General features: G+C 65.7%; 20 protein-coding genes and 1 tRNA gene. 16 read left to right on the top strand and 5 right to left on the bottom strand.

The genetic code is table 11. The features are described 5' to 3' along the window. Window positions 1-231 precede the first annotated feature (231 nt). Window positions 232-972, bottom strand: coding sequence for an SDR family NAD(P)-dependent oxidoreductase (locus tag NED97_RS16525; protein WP_252488115.1), 741 nt, complete (start codon window positions 970-972; stop codon window positions 232-234). A 176-nt stretch (window positions 973-1,148) separates the two neighbouring features. On the opposite strand from NED97_RS16525, the gene NED97_RS16520 reads away from it, so the two are divergent. Continuing rightward, a complete protein-coding gene (locus NED97_RS16520; RefSeq protein ID WP_252488114.1) occupies window positions 1,149-1,604 on the top strand; it encodes a universal stress protein in 456 nt (151 codons plus the stop codon). Between the two features lie 107 nt (window positions 1,605-1,711). On the opposite strand, the gene NED97_RS16515 is transcribed toward NED97_RS16520, so the two are convergent. Further along, complete coding sequence (locus NED97_RS16515; protein ID WP_252488113.1) at window positions 1,712-2,161, bottom strand: hypothetical protein; 450 nt, start codon at window positions 2,159-2,161, stop codon at window positions 1,712-1,714. A 123-nt stretch (window positions 2,162-2,284) separates the two neighbouring features. Between NED97_RS16515 and NED97_RS16510 the strand changes: the two genes are divergently transcribed. The 9 genes from NED97_RS16510 (at window position 2,285) to NED97_RS16470 (ending at window position 9,808) form a co-directional block, all read left to right on the top strand. After that, complete coding sequence (locus NED97_RS16510; RefSeq protein ID WP_252488112.1) at window positions 2,285-3,262, top strand: ROK family protein; 978 nt, start codon at window positions 2,285-2,287, stop codon at window positions 3,260-3,262. A 58-nt stretch (window positions 3,263-3,320) separates the two neighbouring features. After that, a complete protein-coding gene (locus NED97_RS16505; RefSeq protein WP_252488111.1) occupies window positions 3,321-4,772 on the top strand; it encodes an LVIVD repeat-containing protein in 1,452 nt (483 codons plus the stop codon). Window positions 4,773-4,822: 50 nt separating this feature from the next. Continuing rightward, window positions 4,823-5,185 (top strand): NifU family protein, encoded by a 363-nt coding sequence (locus tag NED97_RS16500; RefSeq protein ID WP_252488110.1) that lies wholly within the window; start codon window positions 4,823-4,825, stop codon window positions 5,183-5,185. A 159-nt stretch (window positions 5,186-5,344) separates the two neighbouring features. Further along, a complete protein-coding gene (locus NED97_RS16495; RefSeq protein ID WP_252488109.1) occupies window positions 5,345-5,899 on the top strand; it encodes an amino acid-binding protein in 555 nt (184 codons plus the stop codon). After that, a complete protein-coding gene (locus NED97_RS16490; protein WP_252488108.1) occupies window positions 5,899-6,846 on the top strand; it encodes a homoserine dehydrogenase in 948 nt (315 codons plus the stop codon). The genes NED97_RS16495 and NED97_RS16490 overlap by 1 nt, the downstream gene beginning before the upstream one ends. Before the next feature lie 364 nt (window positions 6,847-7,210). Then, entirely contained in the window at window positions 7,211-8,473 is a 1,263-nt protein-coding gene (gene tuf / locus NED97_RS16485) for a translation elongation factor EF-1 subunit alpha (protein ID WP_252488107.1), read from the top strand. Next, window positions 8,474-8,782: a 30S ribosomal protein S10 gene (gene rpsJ / locus NED97_RS16480; RefSeq protein WP_004215311.1), complete on the top strand. Its 309-nt coding sequence runs from the start codon at window positions 8,474-8,476 to the stop codon at window positions 8,780-8,782. Window positions 8,783-8,977: 195 nt separating this feature from the next. After that, window positions 8,978-9,652, top strand: coding sequence for a rhomboid family intramembrane serine protease (locus tag NED97_RS16475; protein WP_252488106.1), 675 nt, complete (start codon window positions 8,978-8,980; stop codon window positions 9,650-9,652). An 84-nt stretch (window positions 9,653-9,736) separates the two neighbouring features. Continuing rightward, window positions 9,737-9,808 (top strand) — tRNA-Ala (locus NED97_RS16470). 1,360 nt (window positions 9,809-11,168) lie between these two features. Here NED97_RS16470 and NED97_RS16465 read toward each other — a convergent pair. Both NED97_RS16465 and NED97_RS16460 read right to left on the bottom strand, forming a co-directional pair. Beyond that, window positions 11,169-12,500, bottom strand: coding sequence for a S8 family peptidase (locus NED97_RS16465; protein ID WP_252488105.1), 1,332 nt, complete (start codon window positions 12,498-12,500; stop codon window positions 11,169-11,171). A 226-nt stretch (window positions 12,501-12,726) separates the two neighbouring features. Continuing rightward, window positions 12,727-13,347 (bottom strand): hypothetical protein, encoded by a 621-nt coding sequence (locus NED97_RS16460; RefSeq protein ID WP_252488104.1) that lies wholly within the window; start codon window positions 13,345-13,347, stop codon window positions 12,727-12,729. A gap of 291 nt (window positions 13,348-13,638) precedes the next feature. On the opposite strand from NED97_RS16460, the gene NED97_RS16455 reads away from it, so the two are divergent. Then, the gene (locus tag NED97_RS16455; protein ID WP_252488103.1) at window positions 13,639-13,914 is read left to right on the top strand and encodes an amino acid permease; all 276 of its coding nucleotides are present in this window, start codon (window positions 13,639-13,641) and stop codon (window positions 13,912-13,914) included. Here the strand turns inward: NED97_RS16455 and NED97_RS16450 are convergent. After that, complete coding sequence (locus NED97_RS16450) at window positions 13,875-14,282, bottom strand: CBS domain-containing protein (protein WP_252488102.1); 408 nt, start codon at window positions 14,280-14,282, stop codon at window positions 13,875-13,877. The genes NED97_RS16455 and NED97_RS16450 overlap by 40 nt on opposite strands. A gap of 135 nt (window positions 14,283-14,417) precedes the next feature. Here NED97_RS16450 and NED97_RS16445 point away from each other — a divergent pair, with 135 nt between their 5' ends. From NED97_RS16445 to NED97_RS16425, 5 genes are all read left to right on the top strand, one after another. After that, complete coding sequence (locus tag NED97_RS16445) at window positions 14,418-14,924, top strand: hypothetical protein (RefSeq protein ID WP_252488101.1); 507 nt, start codon at window positions 14,418-14,420, stop codon at window positions 14,922-14,924. A 98-nt stretch (window positions 14,925-15,022) separates the two neighbouring features. Then, window positions 15,023-17,242 carry a DEAD/DEAH box helicase gene (locus NED97_RS16440; protein WP_382207242.1) on the top strand — a complete coding sequence of 740 codons (2,220 nt, stop codon included), beginning with the start codon at window positions 15,023-15,025 and terminating at the stop codon, window positions 17,240-17,242. Then, window positions 17,235-18,278, top strand: a complete 1,044-nt coding sequence (locus NED97_RS16435) for a PD-(D/E)XK nuclease family protein (protein WP_252488099.1) — start codon at window positions 17,235-17,237, stop codon at window positions 18,276-18,278. Before NED97_RS16440 ends, NED97_RS16435 begins: the two co-directional genes overlap by 8 nt. Beyond that, window positions 18,271-21,939, top strand: coding sequence for a UvrD-helicase domain-containing protein (locus tag NED97_RS16430; RefSeq protein ID WP_252488098.1), 3,669 nt, complete (start codon window positions 18,271-18,273; stop codon window positions 21,937-21,939). The genes NED97_RS16435 and NED97_RS16430 overlap by 8 nt, the downstream gene beginning before the upstream one ends. A 159-nt stretch (window positions 21,940-22,098) precedes the next feature. After that, window positions 22,099-22,608, top strand: coding sequence for an 8-oxo-dGTP diphosphatase (locus NED97_RS16425; protein WP_252488097.1), 510 nt, complete (start codon window positions 22,099-22,101; stop codon window positions 22,606-22,608). Window positions 22,609-22,882: the final 274 nt, after the last annotated feature.

The following is a 22,882-nucleotide window of genomic DNA, read 5'->3' as shown; positions in this document are numbered from 1 at the left end:
CGCGCAACACGAGACGGTCCGTTGCGGTCCGTCCGCTCGTACCGGCTCACACCGTCTCGGGCAACCACCCGCCGTCGACCTCCACGTTCTGCACCCACCTTTTTACTTCGTCGAGGCCTCTCGCTCGCTCGGCGCAAGCGCCGCGCACCGCTCGAGACCCGCTCCTCGGAAAAATCTGGACCAAAAACATCCCGCGGCGCGACGCGCCGCGGTCCGACCGCTCGTACCGGCTCACACCGTCTCGGGCAACCACCCGCCGTCGACCTCCACGTTCTCCCCGCTGACGTACCCGCTGTCGGGATCGAGGAAGAACAGCAGCGGATTGATCAGGTCCTCGAACGAGGCAGGTCGATCCCGGGGGAGTTCCTCGGGGAACTCGTCGGAGTTCTCGACGACGTACGGCGAGATGGCGTTGACCGTGATCCCGTCGTCCCGCGTGTCGGCCGCGAGCATCCGCGTGAACATGAGTACGCCCGCTTTCGCCACGAAGTACGGGAAGTTCGTCGGGTTCACCAGCCCCTTCTCGCTCGAGGCGTAGCCGACGTTGACGATCCGGCCGAACTCCCCCTCGCGCATCGCCGGCAGGGCGCGTTTCGAACAGAGGTAGGTGCCGTTGAGGTTGGTCTCGAGCACCCGATTCCAGGTCTCGAACTCGATCTCGGCCCAGTGATCGGGCGCGAAGTCGCCGACGTTGTTCACGAGGACGTCGACGGAGCCGAGTTCGGCCTCGACGGCCGCGAAGACGCCGTCGACGCTCTCCGGATCGGTGACGTCGCCCTGGACGGTCATCACGTCCGCCGCGCCGCGCTCGCGCGCTTCGTCGGCGACGTCGCGGGCGGCGTCCGCGCTGGTGTGGTAGTGGACGGCCGCGCTCGCTCCGCAGTCGGCGGTCGCGAGCAGGAGTTCGCGGCCGACACCCCTGGCGCTGCCCGTGACGAGCACGGTTCGGTTCGAGAGGTCGAGTTCGTTCATTCCTGGACTCGACGACGCCGCGGAAGGGTATAGTAGGCACCGAAACCGAACTCAACGGAATCGGTTTCGGGGTAGAACCGGCCGCCCTGAGCGGCGACCGAGCGGATTCTCACCCCCCTGACATTCCGTTTCGAGAAAGTCCGACGTTTAAGTAGATCGCTACACATAGTGAGTATATGACTCTCAAGACGATCCTGCTCGCCGTCGGGCCCGGCGACGCCGACCGTACCGACAAACTCGCCGAAACGGTCCTCGAGGTGGCCAAACCGTCCGACGCGACGGTCGTTCTCGCTCACGTCTTCACCGAAGACGAGTACAACGAAGTGCTCGGGAACCTCGACATGGACGCCGACAGCGACCAGATCCGCCCCGACGAGGTCGCGTCTCGCCACTCGACGATCCGGGACCTCCGGAGCGAACTCGACGAGGAGGGAATCGAGTACGACGTTCGCGGCGCGATCGGCGACCACGGGCCGACGATCGTCGATCTCGCAACCGGGGTCGCCGCCGATCGGGTCGTCGTCGGCGGTCGCCGTCGCTCGCCGACCGGAAAGGCGGTCTTCGGTTCGACCGCACAGGAGGTCCTGCTCTCCTCGCCCTGCCCGGTGACGTTCGTCCGGAGCGGGGAGTAGCTATCGTAGCCGCCGAAAGTCAGCGCACGCCCGATCGCACGACGGGTGCGCGGGTCGGAGTCCGACGGGCGAGAACCGCGGTCCGTACGATCGGTGTGGAAACCGTTTTAGTTGGTACTATCCTCGTCACTGCTTCGCCGGGAGCGTTCCGCCTGTTCCTTCCACGTTCGTTCCTGCCGTCGTTCGCGGACGTGACGGTGTCCGTCCGCCAGTTCGCGGCGAGCGCGGCGCTCGAAGCGCACCGTCTCGGCCAGCAGCGTTTCCTGGAAGTTCTCGAGGACGTCGTAGGACCATCGATCGCCGTCGACGACGCCGTAGGGCAGTAGCTCCGTCCGAATCGCATCCGCCAGCGCCTCGTGGCCGGTGTCGTAGAGCAGCGCTTCGGCCTCGTAGAGGTGGTCCATCCCGTGGCCCGTCGCGTGATGGAACTCGAGGAGATTGCCCTGTGCGCGCTGGAGCCACTCGAGTCCGAGTTCGACCTCGTGAAGCGCCTCGAGTTCCGCCTCGGTGAGCGCGGCCCCCGGTTCTGTCTCGGTCCCGTGCTGGTCGGTAGCCATACGGGAACCTATGTTAGTAAGTGACATACCTGTGTCGCTCGCAGCGGCTGCGTTGCGGTAACTACTCCCAATCGAGTGAAGATACCGGTAGTTAAGTACGACGACGGCACTCTCTCTGATAGCATGGTGTACTACGCGGGCGTCGATCTCGGCGCGACGAACGTCCGGGCGGCCGTCGCCGAGGACGACGGAACGACGATCGGGGTCAGCCGCAACGGGACACCCCGAGGTCCCACCGGAATCGACGTGACCGAGGGCGTTCTTCGCACGCTCCGTGAGGCGTGCGGTGACGCTGGTATCGCTCCGAAAGAGATCGTCTCCGTAGGAATCGGTTCGATCGGACCGTTCGACCTCGCGGAGGGGGCAGTGATCGACCCGGCGAACCTTCCCGACTCGATCGACCGGATTCCGCTGACGGGCCCCATCGAGAAACTCGTCGATAGCGACGAGGTCCATCTCCACAACGACACCGCTGCGGGGGTCATCGGCGAGCGGTTCCACGCGTCGCGCAACCCCGACGATATGGTCTACATCACTATCTCCTCCGGGATCGGCGCCGGCGTCTGCTGCGACGGCGAGATCCTCGCCGGCTGGGACGGCAACGCCGGCGAGGTCGGTCACTGCGTCATCGATCCGCACGAACGGCTGACCTGCGGCTGCGGCCACGACGGCCACTGGGAGGCCTACTGCTCGGGCAACGCTATTCCCGACTTCGCCCGACTGCTCAACGATGATGACCCGACCATTTCGACGGACCTCCCGCTCGAGGGCCCCGAGTTCACCGCGAAAGACGTCTTCGAGATGGCCGGCGAGGACGAACTGGCCGACTACGTGATCGACCAGCTCGCCCACTGGAACGCGATCGGCGTCACCAACATCGTCCAGTCGTTCGCGCCGATCGTCGTCTCCTTCGGCGGCGCCGTCGCCCTCCACAACGAGGAACTGGTCGTCGATCCGATCCGCGAGCGCGTCTCCGAGATGCTGTTGAACAACGTCCCCGAGTTCCACGTCACCGACCACGGCGACGACGTCGTCCTCGAGGGTGCGATCGCGAGCGCCCTGACCGAGGGGACGGGCGACAGAAAGCGGATGCGAAGCTGACGCCGCTCGACCCCGCGGTCGACCCACGTTATTTACTTTCCCGTTCCCTGGAACAACTATGCGCCGGAGAACCCTCCTTCGAGCGGGCGTCGCGACCGGAACGGCCCTGACGATCGCGGGATCGAGTGCCGCGTCGACCGCTGCGCTCACACGGCAGGACACCTACGAACCGCTCGGTCGCGTTTCCGTCGACGGGGCCACCGAAGCCGTCGTCGGGGACGCCGGTGACGTCGCCTACCTCGCCGTCGCCGACGGGTTCGCGACCGTCGACGTCAGCGACCCCGCCGACCCGACGATCCTCGCCGAGGAGCGGGAACTCGAGGCCGACGACCGCCCCCTGACCGAGATCCTCGACGTGAAAGTCGACGGCGATCGGCTGGCGGTCGTCGGCCCGGCCCACCGGACTTCCGAGGACGTCTTTCACGGCTTCGTCGTTTACGACGTGAGCGAGCCGGCCGCTCCCGAACCGGTAACCGACCCCTACGAGACGGGGTATCACATCCACAACTGTTACCTCGAGGAGGATCTGCTGTTCGTCGTCGCGAACGACGAGGACGAGAACCCGCTCGTGATCTTCGACGTCGGCGACGGCGTCGAGGAGGTCGGTCGCTGGTCGCTGCTCGAGCGCGAACCCGGCTGGAGCGACGTCTTCTGGCGCGCCCGATACAACCACGACGTCTACGTGCAGGACGGAATCGCCTACGTCGCCCACTGGAATCCCGGGACCTACCTGATCGACGTGAGCGATCCCGCCGATCCCGAGTACGTCTCGCACGTGAGCGAAACGGACCTCGAGGAGCAGCGCGAACTCGAGGACGAGGCGGCCCAGCTCGGGCTGCCGGGCAACGACCACTATTCGGCGGTCGACGACACCGGCGACCTGCTGGCGGTCGGCCGGGAGGCGTGGGCGATCGACGGCGGCGGACCTGACGAGCCGGGCGGGCTCGACCTCTACGACGTGAGCGACCCCGCGGAGCCGGCGTTCCAGTCGTCGATCGACGCACCCGCAGCGGCGGACGAGACGTACGACGGCGGACTGTGGACGACGGTGCACAACTTCGAGATTCGGAACGGACGGCTCTACTCGTCGTGGTACCAGGGCGGCGTGAAGATCCACGACGTGAGCGATCCGGCCGATCCCGAAGAACTGGCCGCGTGGCGCGATCCCGACGAAGCGGCCTTCTGGACCGCACGCGTCGCCGAACCCGGCGAAACGTTCGTCGCGAGCAGTACGGAGATGGTCCCGAACACGGACCTCGAGGGCGCGCTGTACACCTTCCCGATCGAGGCCGGCGAGCAGGCGAATCCGCCGTCGCTGACCGATCCCGAGGAACGCGGAACCGGCACCGACGACGCCGGCGAGAACGGAACCGCCGGCAGCGGGTCCGACGACGCGGAGACGGACGCGGGCGCCGATTCCATTCCGGGATTCACCGCGACCGGTGCCGTCGGCGCTGCCGGCGGGGCGGTCGCACTCGAGTGGCTGCGCCGGCGTCGCGGCCGGCGGTAACCGGGTCGTCAAACCGAACCTATTCACCGCTCGAGTCCCTATCGCGACCAATGACTGACTCCGAGGACGCGCCGCTCAAGGAACGAGTCGAGGCGTGGCTCACGCGCGAGATGCCGATCATCCAGATGCACGGGGGGACCAGCGCCGTCCGGAAGGCGGATCCGGACGACGGCGAGGTCATCATCGAACTCGGCGGCGGCTGCAAGGGATGTTCGGTCAGCGACGTGACGACGGGAAATATCGAGGCCGAACTCATCCAGTGGCCCGAGATCGACGACATCACCATTCGCGTCCCGGACGCCCGCGAGAGCCTCGGCGGGCCCGACCAGGCGGAATCGATCATGGGAGTCGACCGCACCGAAGGAGGCCGCGGTGACTGGGGGTCGTCGAATCCCGGAGAAGATCACCTCTGAGACCGTTCCCGGTACCCCGTTCGGGCGCCTCAGCGGAACGCCAATATGCCCACTGTTGGCACGGTCGGAGAGTTTTGATACCTCCTATATCCTTTTACCCGCACGATACGGAGTCCTAGATCATAATGACGCGTGGACGCCCGCAAGCAGGTGGTGTCGATGGCTGACGAGTCCGCCGAGGACGAAGCCGAAACGGACGGCGGCGTTCGTGCCTACACCGTCCGGCTCGAACTCGTCGACGAACCCGGAGAGTTACTTCGCGCGCTTGCGCCCGTCGCGGACAACGGGGGCAACCTCCTGAGTATTCACCACGAACGCGGCAACATCACACCCCGCGGCCACATTCCGGTCGAGGTCGACCTCGAGAGCCCGCCGGAGCGGTTCGACGAGATCGTCGAGGGGCTCCGCGAGGCCGGCGTCAACGTCATCCAGGCCGGCGCCGAGCACTACGGCGAGGAGTTGAGCGTCGTGCTGGTCGGACACATCGTCGAGAACGATCTCTCGGGGACGCTCTCGCGGATCGAGGACGAGGCCGACGCAGTCGTCCAGGATCTCTCGCTCGCCGCGCCCGACGGCACCGACGCCACCTCGAGTGCCCGGATTCGCCTCGCGATCGACTCCGGACGGTCCGACCAGGTGTTCGAGGTCGTCCGATCGATCGGTGCGGACAAGGATCTCACCGTCGTCGAACCGCTGGTCGGAGGTGACGCCTGATGCGTCTCGCGATCCTCGGTGCCGGTGACGTCGGACGCTCGGTCGCCGACCTCGCCGGCGAGTACGGCCACGACGTCGTCGCGCTGGCCGACTCGAGCGACGCCGCGATCGATCCCGACGGCATCGACGTCGATCGGGCGCTCGAGCGCAAACTCGGCGGCGATCCCCTCGGTCCGGACGACCCCGCAGCGGTCTTCGAGACCGCCTACGACGTCCTCGTGGAGGCGACGCCGACGACGCTCGGCGACGCCGAACCGGGCTTTACGCACGTGAAACGCGCACTCGAGACCGACCACCACGTCGTGCTGGCGAACAAGGGGCCGGTCGCCGAGCGCTACGAGGAACTGCGAGCACTCGAGGCCGAGAGCGAGGGTTCGATCCGGTTCGAGGCGACCGTCGGCGGCGCGATTCCCGTGCTCTCGACCGTCGAGGACTCGACGCCGCAGGCGGTCACCGCGGTTCGGGGCGTCCTCAACGGGACCGCGAACTTCATCCTCACGCGGATGGCCGCCGAGGGACTCGACTACGAACACGTCCTCGCCGAAGCCCAGGATCTCGGCGTCGCGGAGGCCGACCCGACGTTCGACGTCGACGGCACCGACGCCGCGCTCAAGTTCGTCATCCTCGCGAACGTGCTGGCCGACGGCGGCTTCTCGCTCGAGGATGCGACCGTCGAGGGGATCCAGAACATTCCCGGTAGCGCGCTCGATCTCGCCGCCGAGGACGGCCGCACGATCCGGCTCATCGGCGAAGCGTCTCGAGAGGGCATTCGCGTCGGTCCCCGTCTCGTTCCCGAAAACGGCGCACTCGCGGTGACGGGGACGCGCAACATCGTCCAGATCGAGACGAAACACGCCGGCAGCCTCCACAACAGCGGCCGCGGCGCGGGCGGTCCGGAGACGGCAACGGCGGTGCTGTCCGACGTCGGACGACTCCCGGAACGGTAGTTCGATCTCGTTCGGTGCTATAGTAGCCACTGAAAGTCACTGCACACCCGATCGCACTGTCCGCGGTTCTCGCTTGCTTCGCTCGCTCCGACCCGCGCTCCCGTCGTGCGATCGGTGTGTAAATCGTTTCAGTTGTTGCTATAGCCTCGACTCGCTCGTTCTTCGGAACCGTCGCTCGAGGTACTGGTAAGAACTGCCGTCGGCGATTCCGCTCGGGAACTGCGTCCGTCCGGAGCTGAAATCGTGTGCATCAGACACAAACCGCAAGCAGGCGTCGGGATCGATCGAATACGCTTTCGAAATGGTTTTAACTGCAACGGGCAAAAGATACCGATATAAGCGCCTTTGCGCGTGAGCTACAACAATGAGCGACAAACGACACCAGAACCTGGCCATCATCGGCCACGTTGACCACGGGAAGAGCACGCTCGTGGGACGCCTCCTCTACGAGACGGGGAGCGTGCCGGAGCACGTCATCGAACAGCACCGCGAGGAAGCCGAAGAGAAGGGCAAAGGCGGCTTCGAGTTCGCCTACGTCATGGACAACCTCGCCGAGGAGCGCGAACGCGGTGTCACCATCGACATCGCCCACCAGGAGTTCTCGACCGACGAGTACGAGTTTACTATCGTCGACTGTCCTGGTCACCGCGACTTCGTCAAGAACATGATCACTGGCGCGAGCCAGGCCGACAACGCCGTCCTCGTCGTCGCCGCTGACGACGGCGTCGCACCCCAGACCCAGGAGCACGTCTTCCTGGCCCGCACGCTGGGTATCGACGAACTCATCATCGGCATCAACAAGATGGACGTCGTCGACTACAAGCAGGACACCTTCGACGAGGTCGTCGAGGAAGTCAACCAGCTGCTCAAGCAGGTTCAGTTCCAGACCGACGACGCCTCGTTCATCCCGATCTCGGCCTTCGAGGGCGACAACATCGCCGAGGCCTCCGACAACACGTCGTGGTACGACGGCGAAACCCTGCTCGATGCCCTGAACGCCCTGCCGGAGCCGGAGCCGCCGACGGACGCACCGCTCCGACTCCCGATTCAGGACGTTTACACGATCTCCGGCATCGGTACCGTCCCAGTCGGACGTATCGAGACCGGTATCATGAACATCGGCGACAACGTCTCCTTCCAGCCCAGCGACGTGGGCGGCGAAGTGAAGACGATCGAGATGCACCACGAAGAGGTGCCCAAGGCCGAACCAGGTGACAACGTCGGATTCAACGTCCGCGGCATCGGTAAGGACGACATCCGCCGTGGTGACGTCTGTGGTCCTGCGGACGACCCGCCAAGCGTCGCCGAGACGTTCCAGGCGCAGATCGTCGTCATGCAGCACCCCTCGGTCATCACCGCCGGATACACGCCGGTCTTCCACGCCCACACGGCACAGGTCGCGTGTACGATCGAATCCATCGACAAAAAGATGGACCCCGCAAGCGGCGAGGTCGCGGAGGAGAACCCCGACTTCATCCAGTCGGGTGACGCTGCTGTGGTCACCATCCGACCTCAGAAGCCCCTCAGCATCGAACCGTCCAGCAAGATCCCCGAACTCGGGAGCTTCGCCATCCGCGACATGGGTCAGACCATCGCAGCTGGCAAGGTCCTCGAGGTCAACGAATAAATGCAGCAGGCACGCGTTCGACTCGCGGGCACGAGTCCAGACGACCTCGACGACATCTGCGACGACGTCCGCGAGATTGCGAACAACACCGGCGTCAACCTGAGCGGTCCAATCCCGCTGCCGACGAAGACCCTCGAGGTGCCGACCCGGAAGTCGCCTGACGGCGAGGGTACCGCCACGTGGGAGCACTGGGAGATGCGCGTCCACAAGCGCCTGATCGATCTGGACGCCGACGAACGCGCACTCCGACAGCTCATGCGCATCCAGGTACCGAACGACGTCTCGATCGAGATCGTCCTCGAAGACTGACGCTCGCTCGGGATCACGCACAGTTTTTCGTTCTTTGCGGCCGCAACACCCGATCCAGTACCGACTGAGACGGTTTCATCCGTCGCACGACGGCCGCGTAAGCGGGTTCGTACTGCCGTTCGGTGGCGACCGTACTTGATACGCAGGCTCCAGTAAGCAGCGTGAACTTTTGTCCGTCGCCCGCTAGCAAGGAGTATGTCGAGCCGATCGCGCTCTCGGGACTCCTCGAGTACAGACGAACGGTCCGGCTCGAGCGGCCCGCTGATCGACCTGCTGGTGATCTTCGCCGTCGTCTACGTCCTTCAGGCGGTCGCAGGCGCCGCCGGTGCGATGATCGGACTGTTCGTCCTCACGCCGCCGCTCGCGGACAACCCGTGGACGATCGTCACGAGCGTCTACGCCCACGCCGGACTCGGCCACCTCCTCTCGAACAGTCTCGCGCTGATCGTCTTCGGCTGGCCGGTCGCTCGAGCGACGACCCGTCTTCGCTTTCACACGTTCGTGCTCGTGACGGGGGCGCTCGCGGGAGTCTCCCAGATCGTCCTGACGGGAGTGTTCGCGTCGGTGCCGTTCATCGGCGTGACGCCGACTTCGGGTGTTCTCGGCGCTAGCGGGGCCGTCTTCGCCCTGCTCGGCTACTTTCTCGCGTCGAACCGGCTCTCGTCGGTGATCGCCTCGGTCGTCGACGTCCCGCGGTGGGTCACCTGGGCGATCTTTTTCGTCCTCGCGGTGATCGTCACCCTGGCGACGGCTCAGCCGGGTGTCGCCTTGATCGCCCACTTCTCCGGCTTCCTGGTCGGGCTCCTCGCCGGGCGCTCGGGCGTGCTCGAGACCCGGTCACGACGGTCAGGGAATGCGCCGACCGTCTGAGATGTGACTCGAGGCGTGTGGGGGACCCTCACGTCGGCCCAGAAACACAAGCTACAAATAGAAACCGCGGGTAGGAACGTTCGAGGGCTCGTAGATCAGCGGTAGATCGCTTCCTTCGCAAGGAAGAGGCCCTGGGTTCAAATCCCAGCGAGTCCATCAGGATTTTGTAACGTTTCGAATTGTCCGGATAGTCGCCGACTTAGCAGCTGTCTCTGCATTATTCAGTAACGATGCGAGCGTAGAAACCCCCTCTCAAAACCGAGTGATTACCGGCGGGGGATTCGAATCCCCGCTGTCCTGCGGTTTTGGCGAAAGAAATCGGGGGTGGTCGGCGTGACGGTCGCTCCCTGGCCGTCGGTCGATCACTCGACGCAGGCCCTCGGACGCGACGATCTCACCGGCGAGCAACGCGGAGATCGCTGAAACGCTGAGTACTCGAGCAATCGCTTTCGAGGTCGATGCCGAGATCAAAGTCAGTACTGAGCAACAGGTGCGAATAGCATGATTTGTCGTGAGACCATCCGTGAAACGTCCGTTACGTGTGGGTGAAATACTCATCGCCTAATATAACGAATGACTACTAATTTGGAATTGCAACCGGCGTCGTGATGGGGATTGCCATCGACTTGGCTCTTGGACCCGCTTTCGGAGTCGGATGGAGGAAAACGGAGAGATAGATCACGACTCTCGTTCGTTTTTAGGGGATGGGCGCCGCGCCGAGCGGGACGGCGAACACCGTGAGTTCGATCGTGAGCGGTCACTATCGAGAATAGCGTACGCCGCTTCCGTCGACCGGGGCTGACAACCGGTCACGAGGATTCGAGACGGAGCCAGAAGACAGATACCGGCGAGACTGTTGGATGATTTAATGACCCGGTACTGTCGATCGTGCTGTATGGCCGTCTGGAAAGATGAAGGAAGATACTGCTGTCTTCGGTGTGGCGATCTCGAGTGGGTGGAGACGTTCGCTTCCAACGCAAACCGCGACCGTAATCGGGCAACGACGGACGGGAGTTAGAAAACGTCTGCAACGACTCTCTTCGCCTGGTGTGTCTCTCAGTGGTCACCGCCGCCGTCAATGAGGGCGACGACCCGTAGTAGAAGTTGATACCCCGGTAGTAGATTCTGGAAGGGCGATCCGACCACTCACACAGAGCGGTTCAGTAGCAGTATCGCAGCGGCGGTCAACACGCACCGCTTATCGAGAGGTGGGTAGTTATTGACCTGCTCGAGATGCCGATCAGTCCGGCTACGATTGCCGTTTTGCATCGCCTGAGAAGCCTGTGACGGCTCATCGGCCGCATCCGCCGCGAATCCGCACTCACACTCCAGGCTGTCGGAATCGGTAACGAGGTTGTGAGATACTCGGTGTCTTCCTCGCTATCCAAATTTTCCATAGTGGCCACTGAAAGTCAGTGCGAATCCGATCGCACGACAGGGGCGCGGTTCGGAGCGAGCGAAGCAAGCGAGAACCGCGGACAGTACGATCGGTGTGTAGATCGCTTCAGTTGTTACTCTAGTCCTGCACCGCGGCCAGGGTGTCGAGATAGCCGCGGCCGTAGTACTTGCGTTCGTACTCGTCGGGGACCGATGCGGTCCGCTGCAGGGCGTTTTTCACCCGATTCGCGTTGTACCGCTGGTTGGCACTCTTGACGAGCGCGGCGGCGCCCGCGACCTGCGGGGCTGCCATCGAAGTGCCCGCCAGCCAGCCGTAGCCGTACTCGGCACCCTGATACTCGCCGTCTTCGCCGAAATTCGGGATGGCGATCGCGTTCACGACGTTGTCGTACCTGAATTCGCCGCCCTTCCCGCCGGGAGCCGCGAGATCGATCGCACCGACGCCGTGGGTCGTGTACGCCGACGGGGAGTTCGGCGGCTCGTCGTACTCGCCGGTCTCGGGATCGAACCCGACGGGACCCGTGGAACTCGTCGTGATTCCGCCGGCGGTTTCCGAGGAGTCTTTTTCGTCCCGGTTGAACTGGAGGCTCTCTCCCCAGTTTCCGGAGGCGTGAGTGTGGAGCGTGCCCTGACGGCTCGCGTACCGTCCGATGCGCTGGTGGGCCTTCCCCCAGAACTTGCCCCAGCCCTCGGATCGCATCGTCCACGTCCAGCCGAGGCTGAGATTGGCGGCGTCACAGCCTATCTCGGCGGCGTACACGAGCGCCGCCAGCACCGTTCCCATGTAGGTGTCGCCCCAGTACGTCGGCGGGACCTCTCCGCGATCCACGCTCGAGGGCGAGGCCCCGAAGACGCGCAGGTCGACGAGTTCCGTGCCGGGTGCGGAGCCGACGACGCCCGAATCGGTCGCGTCGCTCGCGCCGACGATCCCCGCGACGTGGGTCCCGTGCGTACCGCTGTAGGGCGCGCCGACGCCGTACCCGTCGTCGGCGAAGCTCTTCGAGAGGTCGAGGTTGACCTGTCCCTCCAGGTCGGGGTGGCCCGCCGCGATTCCCGAATCGATAATCGCGACGCGAGTGCCTTCGCCGCGAGTGATATCGTGGGCGTCCGGAACGCCCTGGTCCTGTTTGTCCCACTGGTAGTCGAACAGTTCTGCTCCCTCCTCGGGGTACTCGACACGGCTCCGGCGGGTCGGACTGTAGCCGTCGGGTCGGATTCGAATATCGGGCGCGTACGCCGCTCCCGCACCCTCGAGCGTCGACTCCGATGCCCGGACGACGAGCAGGTCGACGGGCGATAGCTCGTGAACGATCTCGACGTCGTCCTCGTTCCGAAGGCTCGAGCGGTCGACGAGGAATCTGCCGGTCGAAGCAGCCGCGGCCGTCGCGGAGCCGAGCGTGAGGGCTCCGAGCGATGCACCACTTGCCGTAATGAAGGTTCGTCGTTTCATATCGGGTTCTGGGAACGGACGACGGCGAGGGTCGAACCGTCCCGTCGTCGATCTCTCCCTGAAAAGACCAGTCGACAGCGGCAACATACATGTTCCTATTGTTGTCAGTGTTTTCAATACCCGGTGGGATTTATATAAACTGCCGAGAACACGACGCTGCGGCCCTCTCGAGCAGCGTCTCGACCGTTTGCGGCTGCTCAGCCTCGTGAGCGAATCGCTGCAGCGGTTACGATACGGGACGCGCCTCGAGGTCGAGGGTAGCGGGGTCGGCTTCGGTGTAGTCTCCGGTGAAGGAGAGCGAGACGGTCTCCCCGGCGTCGATCGCCACTTCGGCTTCGTCGACGGTTCGCTCGTCCTCGAGCACGGTGACCTCGATACGGCCGCCGGCACCGTCGTTCTCGATCTCGACGACGAGTTCTGCCACCCAGAGTCGAAGATCGTACGCGCCGTACTCCTCGGGGGCGGAGGCCGTGACGGATAGCTCTCCGCGTTCGTTCGCTTCGAAGAATCGCTCCCGGCGCGTCGCGGGCTTGCCGTTCGACTCCGCTTCCGGTTCATCTAGCCAGAGCAGCGTTACGCCGACGATACCCGGCGCACCGGCGTTGTAGATCTCGGCGGAGAACTCGTGTCGCCCGTCGGCGACGGGTTCGTCGTCGACCCAGACGAGCGACGGCTCGGGCGCCGTTCGACCGACGATGATCGGGTCGGGAGATGTCGTCTCGCCGTCCGCAGACGATTCGGCCCCATCCTCACTCGAGTCACCCTCGTCGATACTGAGATAGCCGGTGAGAGCCGTGAGCAGTGTCGTCCCGAGACCCACGATAACCGATCGACGTTCGCCCTTCATGATATCTTCTCCACTCCGCCGAGCCAACTTGTTTCCTTCGATGAATGTTCAACTCGTACCGGTAGATGTCTGATGCGGCCGCACAGGTTTGATAGAGCCCGTTTGGATTCGTCTCCGAATACACTTTCGAGATCATATCTATTAGCGTGATTGTTTTAGCAGCCGTCGCCAGATGTCGTTAGGAAGTGACTCGAAACGGTCAGCTGCGGATAGTGTCGAGTTAACGACAGATAATACCGATATATGGTGAATATTAATGAATGATGGAGTCATGGTGGCGTATAACACAACATGGCTGCAGAAGATTTCAAGCTGATTAACGAAGAGATCGGGCCCGTTGCGGCGGTCGCGTTGCTCATCGGAACGGCGGTCGGAATGAGCGGTTTCATCGTTCCGACGCAGATGGCGGCGATCGCTGGACCCTCGGTCACGGTTGCGATTCTGATCTCGGTGCTTCCGATGGTTCTCGGGGTGCTCCTGTTGTTACAACTCGGTGGGGCGATCCCCGTTTCCGGCGGGATCTACGTCTACGACTCCGGGCTCGGCGATTTCACGCGCGAGAGATAGGATGCCAGGTCAGTCGTCGTGATCATGCCGATAACGCCCTCGTCCTCGTCGACGACGGGCAGGTGGTGGAAGCCGCGTTCGATCATGAGATCCGCCGCGTCGCGGATGGTGTCCTGTGCGGACGCCGTCACGACGTCCGTGCTCATGTATCGCGACACCGACGTCTCGGCCTTCGGATGGCTCTCGGCGACGATGTTGACGAAGTCCGTCGTCGTCAGAATCCCCTCGAGTTGATTGTCCTCGCCGACGACGATGACCGATCCGATCTCGCGTTCGAGCATCACCTGTCCCGCATCTTCGACGAGCGTCTCCGGCGTGACGGTCTCCAGGTCCGTCGACATCACTCGGGCAACGAAAATGTCCTCCATACTATACGATATTCGCTACGAGGTATAAGAATTAGCCAACCGGTGCAATTGGTCGGAACCGCGCAGATGGCGCCTGATCCACCGCCGATAGCCGCACGGATAGTGGACCACTCGCGCGTCTCGTGCCCACTACCTATGATCGTTCGTCGTAAAATAGCCAGTACGTCGAACGACGACCCTGATTCGCCGTCGACGGGCGCCGCTGGTGAGAGCCGGGACGGTGGACTGACTGCTCCGACGCCGGCCGACGCGAGCGGGTACGGGATCACGCTCACCCTCGTCGGCGCGGTGTTGCTCGCGTTGGCGTACTACGGGGTGCTCGCGATCCAGGGACCGCGCGAACTCGGGCAAGCGTTGCCGGTCCCGTTTTACGGGCTCGCGATCGCACTCCTGTTCGTCGTCGAGTTGCTCCAGCGGAGAACGCTGACCGTCGTGACGATTTCGCGAGCGATCGCCCTCGCAGCGGGATACGGCGCGCTGTTCGTTCTCGCGGTCGAAGGCGGCACGTACCTCTGGGAGCGGCCCGACATCGCGCTCGAGGGGTACGCCGGCGTGTCGGTCTTCGCCGTCTCGCTCGTCGTCGCGGCGCTGCTCTACGTGGGCTACCTGACGCTTCGCGAAGCCGATCGACGCCCGATATAGTGGAGGCGAACCGACGCCGACGTCGAGACCCCGCTCTCCTTCGGCATCACGCGCGTAACATTACTGCGTACATTTAAATACAAACTCCGGTATAGTCGGTGACGTTGACTGGTACAACTCCGCCCTCGCTCGAGGGCACCTGCAAACTCCTCCCGGAACCCCAGCACGATCTGCTGGCGGCCGTCACCGAAGTGTACGGACGACTCGTCTCGACGCACGGTCCCCGAAACGTGCTGGTGCTGAAACGCCACCCCGCGGGGCTCGACGCGCTCGCGGAGACGCTCGCGGACGTCGAGACGCCCGCCGGCGTGGCCCGATCGCCCCGCGTCGAGTCGCTCCCGGAACACGCCTCGAAGACCGTCGAGGCGTACGACCCGACGCTCGACCGCCTCGAGTACGAGGAACGGATCGAGCTCATCTCGCTGGTGATCGACGGTGCGAGCCGCGACGTTCCCGACTACCTCGAGCGCGCCGCCCGTCACGAGAGCTTCGCCCGAGACGTCGGGCAGCTGTTGCTCGCGGCGACCCGCCAGCAGCTCCGCTTCGACGATCTCGAGGATCCACACGACTGTCTCGCTTTCCTGTGCGCGATGAACGACCGATTCCACGAGGCCCTCGAGGAGCGAGGGTTCGTCGAACGGGCGGACGTGATTCCCGGTTCGGTCTCGCTGCTCGAAGACGACGTCGACGGCGTTCGACGCCGCGTCACGGACTCGTTCGACGCCGTCCTCGCCGTCGAGTTCGAGGAGTACCGACGGCTCGACCGGCGCTACCTCGCCGCGCTCACTCGGGACGCCGACCTGGTGTGTCTGGGCGAACGCCACGCCAGCGTCGAACGAACCCGCGTCGAACCCGGCTCGATAGAGGCGATCGCATCGAACGCGGGGCTCGAGGTCGAACGCTTCGAGCCCGATCCGTCACGGGTCGACGGAGCCGACGCAGCGACCCGGCCGGCACACGGCGCAATTACACGGTTCCTCGCGACGGGCGAGTCGCCGTCGACGAACGCGAGCGACGGGTCGCCCGGTTCCGAGACGGGGCAGGCCCGCCGCATCCGCACCCGAACCGCGCGCGAGCAGGTCCGAACCGTCGCCGCGGAGATCCAGTCGCTCACCGACCGCCACGACTGGTCGTACGACGAGATCGCCGTCGCGGTCCCGCGGATCGAACGGGTTCCGGAGACCAGACGCCGACTCCGCGAGGTCGGGATTCCGACGGCGACGATCGGAACCTCCTCGCTCGCGGAGGATCCCGTCGTCAACGAACTCTACGCGTTCGTCACTCTCCAGAGTCGCCGGGCGCGCGGCGACGCGGGCGGGCTCGAGGATACGGCAGACGACTCGCTCGATCGCCTTCGCGCCCGCGTTCCCGAGTTCTCACCGTCGCTGCTCGAGGCGTGTACCGACGCGAGCGTCGAGCGCTCGCTCGAGCGGTGGATTCGACGAACGGATCTGAAGGGGCGGATCGCTCGCGACGAGACGTGGATCGACGCCAGGGAGCAGTTCGAGAGCGTCCGCCGCGTGCTCGAGATCGCCCGCTTCGTCGAGGGAACGGACCTGGTCGCCCCCGACTGGGAGGGACTGCGGCGGATGCTTCGACGGACGATCCAGTACGACGCGCCGTACGTTCACGCCGTCGAGACCCGGCCGCCGACCGGCGGCGTCACGGTCTGTGCGGCCGACGACCTGAAGTACGACTCGCGGACGGCCGTCTTCCTGCTCGATCTGATCGACGAGCAGTACCCGGGCGAGCAGTTCCTCACGCAGCTCTTCCCGCAGGCGTGGCTCCGGGAGATGCCGAACTACCCCGCCGTCACCGATCCGTCGGCCGCGACGACCGCGTCGACGTTCGCGCCGGTCACCGACGCAATCGACGTCGCCGACCCCTTCGAAACGTATCACGCCCAGCGCGCGCGACGACGGCTCGCCCTCGCCTCGCGTGCGGCCGAGGAGGTCCTGTACTGTTGTTCCTACGAGCGCGGCTCCGGCGGACTCCGGCGCACCTACGAGGAGTCGCGGTACCTGAAACTGATCGAGTCCGTGCCGGGGCTCACGCTCGAAGATGTCGACGCCGACACGACCGCGACGATCCACGGTGAAGCCGGCGCGATCGAGGCGCTGCTCGAGGAACCGCGCGGCGAACTCGAGCGCGTTCTTCGCGAGGCGAGCACCGGCGGAACGGCCGACCTCGCCGAGACCGAGGAGCTGTTCCAGGAGATCGCGGTCGTCCTCGAGGAGGGCGATATCGATCCGGAACTCGCCGAAGCGGTCCGTTCGCAGTTCGAGTTCGCCGCCGGGGAGGTGCTCCGCGATGACTGACGCCTTCCCGACGCTCACGGCGGACGGTCTCGAGACCTACCTCCACTGCCCGCGGCGGTACGAGTTCGCCCGCGTCCACGACCTCGAGCGCGACGACGACGAACGGCCGACACGAGACCGCGTCGCCCTTCTGCGGACGGCCGTCTGCGACGCGCTACGGCGCGGGAAGACCGATCCCGAACGACTCGAGGCCGCGGCCTCGAGTCGGCTCTCGGAGCTGTGGCGCGGACACGACGAGCGGTTCCACTCGCGGGCGCAGCGTCGCCACGAACTGGCGATTCTCGAGGCGACGCTCGAGGCCTACCTCGAACGGTTCGGCGACGACCACGCGGCGGGAATCTCCCGACTCGAGGAGACGGCTCCCGACGGCGAGTTCGTCGGGCCGAAGCTGCCGCTCGCGAGCACGCGCTCGCTCCCCGCGGCGGCCGAGACCGAGGAAGAGACGGACCCGGGGCACGTTCGAATTGACGCGTCCGTCGACTACGTCTACGGCGACGGCGCCGCGCTCGTCGGCGTCCGGTTCGTGCCGACGCTCGCGCCGCTCGGACTCCTGCGCTACCGGTCGGAGTGGGAGGGAGACGTCGCCGGCCTGTTCGTCGACCACTTCGATCCCGACGCGGAGTCGTTCGAACCGCAGGCCGTCGGCGCGCTCTTCGAGACGGCCGTCGTCCTCGACGGGCTCCGGAACCTGCGCGACGACCTCGAACTCGGGGATCGAACCTGCCGGTACGTCCAGATTCCGCTCGCCGATCGAACGGGGACCGCGGTCAACTGGGTACGGAACACCGTCGAGACGACGCTCAAGCCGATCGATCTCACCGACGTCTACCTCGACCATCACACCTACGGAATGACACACGAGCACCGAAACGAGACGGTCGACTCCCGGCTCGACGACGTCGCCGGCGCCGTCGTCGCCGGATCGTTCGATCCGAGCGCGCAGTGGGAACAGATCGAGCGCCACGCCTGTCCGGACTGCGGCTACACCGTCTGCTGTCAGGACTACCTGGCGACGGAGGTGCGCTTCGATGGCTGATCCCGACGCGTCCGACGTGCACGACGGCGGCCCCGAGGAACTCGAGCCGCGGGGCAACCAGCGCGCGGTGATCGACAGCCGGCGGGCCTGTACGTCCGTCGACGCGGGGGCCGGGACCGGGAAGACGACGACGATGCTCATGCGACTCGAGCGCGCTATCGAGCGCGACGCCGTCGACCCCGACGACGTGCTGGTGGTGACGTTCGCCAACGAGGCCGCGGCCAGCATCCGGGAGGCGGTCGCCGAGCGACTCGACCCCGAGGCCGCGGCGGCCATCGACGTCTCCACCTACCACTCCCTCTGTTATCGCCTCGTCGGCGAGTACGCCTACTACCTCGGCTACTCGCCCGAGTTCGAGGTCGTCACCGAACGGAAACGCCGCCGGATCGTCGGCCGACTCCTCGCCGAGCGCGAGTACGAGTTCGCGTCCTCGTCGGCGGGCGACGGCTCGCCGACCGAACTCGCCGACGCCGTCGACCGGTTCATCCAGGCGATAAGCCAGGAGGACGTCATGCCGGCGGAGCTCCGCGACCAGTTGCCCGACGTTCGCACCCTCGAGCTGTGCAACGAGTTCGTCCTCTGGCTCGAGCGAACCGCCGAGGAGGAACTCTCCTTCGACAACGAGGCGCTGCGCTTCTTCAACCGCGACGAGCACGCCGACGCCGCCCGCGAGGCCCTGGTCGAGTACGGCACGCTCCTCACTTACTGTCGGGAGAAGATCGCCGAGGCCCCGGCGCCGTTCCGCGAGGACGACGTGGTCCGGGACGTCGACCGCTACCTGCGGGTCCTCCAGACCTGCGTGACGAACACGATCGATGCGCTCTCGCTCGAGGAGCCGACCACGAAACACCTTCCGCGAGCGCTGTTCGGCAACCAGATCTGGGGGGCGGCGACCGGTCGCATCGAACAGACGCCGTTCGGTCGCCTGAAACACTACGTCGAGTTCCTCCGGCTCGCTCGCCACTACACCGAGGTGTACGCGGATTACCACGCCCGCCTCGAGCAGGAGCGGGTCTTCGACTTCGACGAACTGGTGCGAACGGCGACGAGACTGCTCGAGGACGACGCCGTCGCGAGCGAGATCACGGGTCAGTGGGAACAGGTCTACTGCGACGAGTTCCAGGACACCGACGAGACGCAGTTCGGACTCATCACCGAGCTGACGGCCGGTCCCGACCGGCCGGAGCTGCTCGCGATCGGCGACAAGGACCAGGCGATATACGGCTGGCGCGGCACCGATCGGGAGGGACTCGACCGGCTCGCCGACGCCTACGACGACCACGAGGCGATCGAACTCGAGCTCAACTTTCGATCCCGTCAGGAGATCCTCGATCTGACCAACCGCTGCGACTACGGGCCGCAGTCCGCGAAGACGCTCCGGGAGGACGGCCGCACGCCGGGCGCGTACGACGAGGACGAGCCGCCGGATCGTGTCGTGAAGATCGAGAGCGACGAGATAGCGCCCTCGACGGCCGAACAGGTCGCGACGACGGTCTCGAGACTCCTCAACGGAGCGTGCGAGAACGTCCCGCAGCGGACGCTGGAGGACGTCGCGGTCATCGTCCGCACCAACCGACACGCCCAGGCGATTGCCGACGAGCTTCGGGACCGGCAGATCCCCTACGAGATTTCGGGCTCCCCGCGCGGCGAGATCTCGCCCGGCATCCGGACGCTCCTCTCGTATCTCCGCGTGCTGGTCGATTCGGATGCGGACGCGCACCTCCGGCGGGTCCTCCTGTACCGCTACCGGCTTCCGGAAGCCGACCTGGCGACCCTGCAGGGTCGGTCCGGATCGCTGTACGACGCCGTCTTCGAGGTCGACGCCGACGCGCTCGAGGCGAGAGACCGACTCGAGCGGTCGCGCGATCACCTCGAGGAACTGGAGACGATGCGCGACGTCTACCCGCTGTCGGGCTTTCTCGCGCGGTTTCGCGAGCTCACCCGCCTCGAGTGGTTCCTCACGAGCGAGGAACGGACCGACCTCGAGCGGATCGAACGGTTCGTCGAGCGCTACGATCCCGAGACCGTGGTACAGACCCTCTCGGCGGAGGTCGTCGACGCGCTCGAGGGAACGCTCCGCGGCAGCGAGAGCGACCGAACCCGGGGCACGCAGTCGGCGGATGGCGTCGACGTGATGACGGTCCACCAGGCGAAGGGGCTCGAGTTCGACACCGTACTCGCCCCCTACCTCTCTGACGAGGAGTGGTGCGTCGACGGCGACTACGCCCGGCGCGCCCGCTACCGGCTGCTCGCCGCGACGCTCGACGACGACGTCGAGTCGCCCCTGCTCGCGGATCTCGCGACCGAAACCGTCGGCGAGGAGTGGCGCGTGCTCCACGTCGCGCTCACCCGGGCGGAAAACCACCTCTTCGTGTTCGGCTCCGACTACGAGTACGACGGCGACGAGACCGAGCTCGCGGCCTCGACCGCGGAAGCGTGCCTCGCGCCGGCGATCGACTGGTCGGTAACCGGCCAGCGGATGGATCTCTGGTCGACGCTGACCGAGAGCTTCGAACGGGTGCGCGAGACGTACCCGCGGACGGTCGTGGACCGAACCGACGAAGTTGCGCTCGCCGCCGACGAGCGGCCGGGAACGATCACCTACTACGCCGGCTACGACGATCGACCGGTCGAACCGCTCGAGACTCGCGAGGCGATCGAGACCGTCCACCGGCTCGGCCGGCTGCTCCGGCACGGCAACCTCCTCCCGGCCGCGGACGCGGCGAGTCACGCTCGCGACGAGGTCGAACCGCGACTTCGGGTGCCCGGCGGTCGACGACCGTCCGCCCTGTCCTCGGAGACCGTCCGGTTCCCGGTCCGGGCGCTTTCGGACGCCGGTGAGCTCCCCGTCGCGATGCGCCACAGTTACACGGCGATGGAGACCCACGATAGCTGTCCGCGCAAACACTACCTCGATCACGTCGTGCGAGCGGTCGACGACCCCGTCGTCACCGGCGCCGACGGACGGCCGATCCGGGACCCGGAAACCGAGACCAGTTCCGGCGCGCGAGTCGTCGGCTCCGTCTTCCACGACGTCGCCGAGGAGGCGTTCCACCGGGAGTACGAGACGCGAGCGGCCTGGCGCGAGGCCGCCTCCCGACAGCTCACTGCGCAGGGGCTGCTCGAGCACCGCGAGGCCGTCCTCGCCTGCGTGGATCGCTACTTCGAGGCGACCGCGCCGGGCTACGACCGGCCGGTCGCCGACTGGGACTCGCTCGCCGCGGAGTTGCCGTTCACGCTGGGAGACGTCGACGGCGTTACCGGCGACGTCGTCGGCTACGTGGACTCGGTCCGGCGGCTTCCGCCGATCGACGAGGACGATGGGGGCGGCATCGCCGTGCTCGACTACAAGGCGACCGCCGACCGGATCGACGCCGCGGATGCCGCCCAGCTCGCGCTGTACGCCCGCGCCTGCCGTCGGCGGTTCGACGAACCCGTTTCGGCCGTCGGCTACGTCTACGTCGGTGCGGTCGACGGCCCTCGAGTCGACCTCTTCGATCCCGACGAGCTACCCGAGTGGGCGTCGGTCCACGAGGCGCTCGAGGCGGTCGACGACCCGTCGTACCGCGAGATCAGCCCGGGGGAGCACTGTCGGTTCTGTCCACACCGCTCGCTGGGGTGTGCGCCCGACGAGTACGCCGAGTCCGCGGACGACGACTGATACTGTCGGACAGAACAATTTGAAGATCGGTCGCGAATAGTCGGTCGTCGCCTTCGGAGACGGCCGAGTTCGAGCGACCGACTTCTCACTGACTTCTGTCTGACAGTATGACGACGGGCGATCGAACGCGTTTATTTAACCCCGGACGAACGCGCGGGTATGATCGAGGCGACGCTCTGCTTTCCGCTCCGCGACGGAAGCGGCGACTGCGACGACGAGGTGCTCCTGATCGAGAAACGCCGCGGCCTCGGCGAGGGGTGGTACAACGGACCCGGCGGAAAACTCGAGGGCGGCGAGACGCCCCGCGAGTGTGCCGTCCGCGAGACGCACGAGGAGGTCGGCCTCGAGGTCGATCCGGCCGACCTCGAGAAAGCGGGCGAACTCTCGTTCGTGCTCGACGACGAGGCCCACACGTTCTGTCACGTGTTCCGCACCGGGGCGTTCACGGGCGAACCGCGAGCGTCCGAGGAGGCCCGCCCGGAGTGGTTCGCCGTCGACGACGTTCCCTACGACCGGATGTGGGAGGACGACCAGCTCTGGCTCCCCGGCGTCCTCGAGGGCGACACGGTCATCGGCGAGTTCCGGTTCGTCGGGGGCGAACCGCTCGACGAGGCCAACTTCGCGGATCACGTGCTCGAGTGGGACGTCTCCTTCCCGTCGAACTGTTGAGCGCTCGCGGCTGTGCGGCGAGTCGACCGGTCTCCAGTCGTCCGCGTTGCTATAGTAGCCACTGACAGTCGGTGCACACCCGATCGACGTCATCTCGAGGTCGACACCACCGACCCCGCCCACGACGGCTGTGCGATCGGTGTGGAACCCGTTTCAGTTGGTACTATATCGTACTCGTACCGTCAATCCGCTTCGGCTACTAGCGGGTAGCGACGACCATCCCGATGATTGACACACGTCGTCGACGGATGTTGGTAGTCGTGGCCACCGGTGC

The sequence above is a fragment of the Natronococcus sp. CG52 genome, from assembly GCF_023913515.1.
GTDB lineage: Archaea > Halobacteriota > Halobacteria > Halobacteriales > Natrialbaceae > Natronococcus > Natronococcus zhouii.
This window is presented reverse-complemented; position numbering and strand designations above follow the sequence as displayed.

Bases quoted from the DNA above. Each gene is read 5' to 3' on its own strand.
- NED97_RS16525 (WP_252488115.1), bottom strand. From the start codon at position 972: ATGAACGAACTCGACCTCTCGAACCGAACCGTGCTCGTCACGGGCAGC.
- NED97_RS16520 (WP_252488114.1), top strand. From the start codon at position 1,149: ATGACTCTCAAGACGATCCTGCTCGCCGTCGGGCCCGGCGACGCCGAC.
- NED97_RS16515 (WP_252488113.1), bottom strand. From the start codon at position 2,161: ATGGCTACCGACCAGCACGGGACCGAGACAGAACCGGGGGCCGCGCTC.
- NED97_RS16510 (WP_252488112.1), top strand. From the start codon at position 2,285: ATGGTGTACTACGCGGGCGTCGATCTCGGCGCGACGAACGTCCGGGCG.
- NED97_RS16505 (WP_252488111.1), top strand. From the start codon at position 3,321: ATGCGCCGGAGAACCCTCCTTCGAGCGGGCGTCGCGACCGGAACGGCC.
- NED97_RS16500 (WP_252488110.1), top strand. From the start codon at position 4,823: ATGACTGACTCCGAGGACGCGCCGCTCAAGGAACGAGTCGAGGCGTGG.
- NED97_RS16495 (WP_252488109.1), top strand. From the start codon at position 5,345: ATGGCTGACGAGTCCGCCGAGGACGAAGCCGAAACGGACGGCGGCGTT.
- NED97_RS16490 (WP_252488108.1), top strand. From the start codon at position 5,899: ATGCGTCTCGCGATCCTCGGTGCCGGTGACGTCGGACGCTCGGTCGCC.
- tuf (WP_252488107.1), top strand. From the start codon at position 7,211: ATGAGCGACAAACGACACCAGAACCTGGCCATCATCGGCCACGTTGAC.
- rpsJ (WP_004215311.1), top strand. From the start codon at position 8,474: ATGCAGCAGGCACGCGTTCGACTCGCGGGCACGAGTCCAGACGACCTC.
- NED97_RS16475 (WP_252488106.1), top strand. From the start codon at position 8,978: ATGTCGAGCCGATCGCGCTCTCGGGACTCCTCGAGTACAGACGAACGG.
- NED97_RS16465 (WP_252488105.1), bottom strand. From the start codon at position 12,500: ATGAAACGACGAACCTTCATTACGGCAAGTGGTGCATCGCTCGGAGCC.
- NED97_RS16460 (WP_252488104.1), bottom strand. From the start codon at position 13,347: ATGAAGGGCGAACGTCGATCGGTTATCGTGGGTCTCGGGACGACACTG.
- NED97_RS16455 (WP_252488103.1), top strand. From the start codon at position 13,639: ATGGCTGCAGAAGATTTCAAGCTGATTAACGAAGAGATCGGGCCCGTT.
- NED97_RS16450 (WP_252488102.1), bottom strand. From the start codon at position 14,282: ATGGAGGACATTTTCGTTGCCCGAGTGATGTCGACGGACCTGGAGACC.
- NED97_RS16445 (WP_252488101.1), top strand. From the start codon at position 14,418: ATGATCGTTCGTCGTAAAATAGCCAGTACGTCGAACGACGACCCTGAT.
- NED97_RS16435 (WP_252488099.1), top strand. From the start codon at position 17,235: ATGACTGACGCCTTCCCGACGCTCACGGCGGACGGTCTCGAGACCTAC.
- NED97_RS16430 (WP_252488098.1), top strand. From the start codon at position 18,271: ATGGCTGATCCCGACGCGTCCGACGTGCACGACGGCGGCCCCGAGGAA.
- NED97_RS16425 (WP_252488097.1), top strand. From the start codon at position 22,099: ATGATCGAGGCGACGCTCTGCTTTCCGCTCCGCGACGGAAGCGGCGAC.